General features: G+C 66.6%; 3 protein-coding genes. All 3 read left to right on the top strand.

The genetic code is table 11. From position 1 onward, the window contains the following. Nucleotides 1–1,152, top strand: a 1,152-nt coding sequence (gene metG / locus JWQ24_RS28240) for a methionine--tRNA ligase (protein ID WP_299815840.1), incomplete at its 5' end; no start/stop codon positions are given. 57 nt (nt 1,153–1,209) lie between these two features. Further along, complete coding sequence (locus JWQ24_RS28235; RefSeq protein ID WP_299815837.1) at nt 1,210–2,094, top strand: TatD family hydrolase; 885 nt, start codon at nt 1,210–1,212, stop codon at nt 2,092–2,094. Further along, nucleotides 2,091–2,845: 16S rRNA (adenine(1518)-N(6)/adenine(1519)-N(6))-dimethyltransferase RsmA (rsmA, locus tag JWQ24_RS28230; protein ID WP_299815834.1), on the top strand; the 755-nt coding region annotated here is incomplete at its 3' end. The genes JWQ24_RS28235 and rsmA, both read left to right, overlap by 4 nt.

Genomic DNA, 2,845 nt, shown 5'->3' with positions numbered 1-2,845 from the left:
ACGGCCGAGGGCGACTACGCCGGCCAGCTCGTGTGCAAGATCCACAGCCGCCCGGTCGAGATCCTCAAGGAGAAGAACTACTTCTTCCGCATGAGCGCGTTCCAGGATCGGCTCCTGGCCCTCTACGAGAACACCCCCGACTTCGTGCAGCCCAGCAGCGTGCGCAACGAGATCGTGCAGTTCGTCAAGCAGGGCCTGGCCGACCTCTCCATCTCGCGGTCGAGCTTCGACTGGGGAATCAAGGTTCCGTGGGACGAGTCGCACGTCGTCTACGTGTGGTTCGACGCGCTCCTCAACTACGTGACCGCCATCGGCTACGGCACCGACGACGAGCAGTTCGCCCGTCGCTGGCCGGGCACGCATCTCGTCGGTAAAGACATTGCGCGTTTCCACGCAGTCATTTGGCCGGCGATGCTCATGGCCGCCGGGATCGAGGTGCCGACCCAGGTTTTCGGTCACGGCTGGTTGCTCGTCGGCGGCGAGAAGATGTCGAAGTCGAAGCTCACCGGTATTGCACCGAACGAGATCACCGACACCTTCGGTTCCGATACGTTCCGGTACTACTTCATGCGTGCGATCAGCTTCGGCCAGGACGGCTCCTTCAGTTGGGAAGACCTCAGCGCCCGCTACCAGTCTGAGCTGGCCAACGGCTTCGGCAACCTCGCTTCCCGGGTCATTGCCATGGTCTCGCGCTACTACGACGGGGTCGTGCCGAAGCCGGGCGCATACGACGAAGCCGACCTCGGCATCCAGACAACGGTTCGGGATGCCGCTTCCGCTGCCGGCGCCGCCATCGACCGTCTCGCAATCCACGAGGCGCTCGCCGCCGTGTGGACGATCGTCGAAGAGCTCAACGGCTACATCACCATCCAGGAGCCGTGGGTCCTCGCCAAGGACGAGGCGACCCGCGAGAGACTCGGCACTGTGCTGTACACGGCGACCGAGGGGTTGCGTGCGCTTGCCGTTCTGCTCTCGCCGATCATCCCCGAGTCGACCGAAAAGCTCTGGAGCGCGCTCGGCGCTGAGTCGCTGGGCACCGTCTGGGACCAGCTCCTGCCGGATGCCGGCCGCTGGGGCCAGCTGACCGCGGGGTCGCACGTGACGCCGATTGAGCCGCTGTTTCCGCGGATCGAACCAGCGCTGGTCGAGTAGCGCCGATACTCGCTTGGCGCTACTCGACGAACGGCGCGCGTTGGTACCCTTAACCCAATGACTGACGCGATCGAGTACCCGCCGCTACCCGAGGCGCTTGTTGTGCCCGTTTACGACAACCACACGCACCTCGAAATGGGCCAGGACGGCCCGGGGCTCGACTATCGCGAGCAGCTTGACCGGGCATCCAGCGTGGGGGTTCGAGGCGTCGTGCAGGTGGGCACAGACCTTGCCAGCTCGCGCTGGTCTGCCGACATTGCCGCCGTTGAGCCTCGTGTGCTGGCCGCGGTCGCGCTGCATCCGAACGAGGCGCCCCGTCTGGATGCCGCCGGGACGCTCGACGAGCAGCTCGCTGAGATCTTCGCGCTCGCCGGCCGCCCTCGTGTCCGTGCTATCGGCGAGACCGGCCTCGACTACTTCCGCACTGGTGAGGACGGCCAGGGGGCGCAGTTGCGGTCATTCGAGGCGCACATCGCGATCGCCAAGGAACGCGGGCTCGCGCTGCAGATCCACGATCGTGACGCTCACCGCGACGTTCTGGCGACCCTCCGCCGTGTCGGCGCACCGGACCGCGTGGTCTTCCACTGCTTCAGCGGCGACGAGGAGCTCGCCCGAACCCTCGCCGAGAACGGCTGGTACGCATCCTTCGCCGGCACCGTCACGTTCAACAATGCGCCCGCGCTGCGCGTCGCGCTGGAGGTGCTGCCGCGGCGCCTCGTGCTCATCGAGACGGATGCGCCGTTCCTGACGCCGGTGCCCTTCCGCGGGCGACCCAACTCCTCGTACCTCATCCCGCACACGCTTCGCGCAATGGCAGCGCACCTCGGCACCGACGTGTCGATGCTCGCGGCACTCATCTCCTCCAATACCGAGGAGGTCTATGGCCGCTGGGATTCCGAGCCGGTCACCGATCCGCCCAACCCGTTCGGCGAGCAGTCATGACCGACCGGCGGCCGCGGAGGCCGTCGGCGGTGGCGCAGCAGAGGCCGGAGCCGGCCGCAAGCCCAAGCAGCTTGCTGGGGCCGGCCGAGATCCGGGATCTCGCCCAGCTTCTCGGCATCCAGCCCACCAAAAAACTGGGCCAGAACTTTCTTCTGGATGCCAACACCGTTCGTCGAATCGTTCGCATCGCCGGTGTTACCGCCGGCATCACCGTGGTCGAGGTCGGCCCGGGTCTCGGATCGCTGACGCTGGGGCTGCTCGAAACCGGCGCGCGCGTGGTCGCGGTCGAGATCGACAATCGGCTCGCGGCCCAGTTGCCGCTGACGGTGGCTGCCGCGGCTCCCGACGCCGATTTGACTGTTGTCACAGCCGACGCGCTGTCCATCACGGCGCTGGATCCTTCGCCAGCGGTGCTCGTTGCAAACCTGCCGTACAACATTTCGGTGCCGGTCGTGCTGCATTTCCTCGAGCATTTCCCCGAGCTTGTGCGCGGACTCGTGATGGTGCAGGCCGAGGTTGGCCAGCGACTCGCGGCCCCTCCGGGCTCCAAGATTTACGGCAGTCCGAGCGCGAAAGCCGCCTGGTACGGGGAGTTCAGGCTGGCCGGCAACGTTTCTCGCCAGGTGTTTTGGCCGGTGCCCAACGTCGACTCGGTGCTCGTGTCGTTCGAGCGGCGGGATGCGCCCGGCACTGAGGCCGAGCGGCTCTCCACCTTCGCGCTCATCGACGCAGCGTTTCAGCAGCGGCGCAA

Origin of the sequence: Tardiphaga sp., assembly GCF_028290495.1 — a bacterium.
In the GTDB taxonomy this organism is placed as follows: Bacteria; Pseudomonadota; Alphaproteobacteria; order Rhizobiales; family Xanthobacteraceae; genus Tardiphaga.
This window is presented reverse-complemented; position numbering and strand designations above follow the sequence as displayed.

Bases quoted from the DNA above. Each gene is read 5' to 3' on its own strand.
- JWQ24_RS28235 (WP_299815837.1), top strand. From the start codon at position 1,210: ATGACTGACGCGATCGAGTACCCGCCGCTACCCGAGGCGCTTGTTGTG.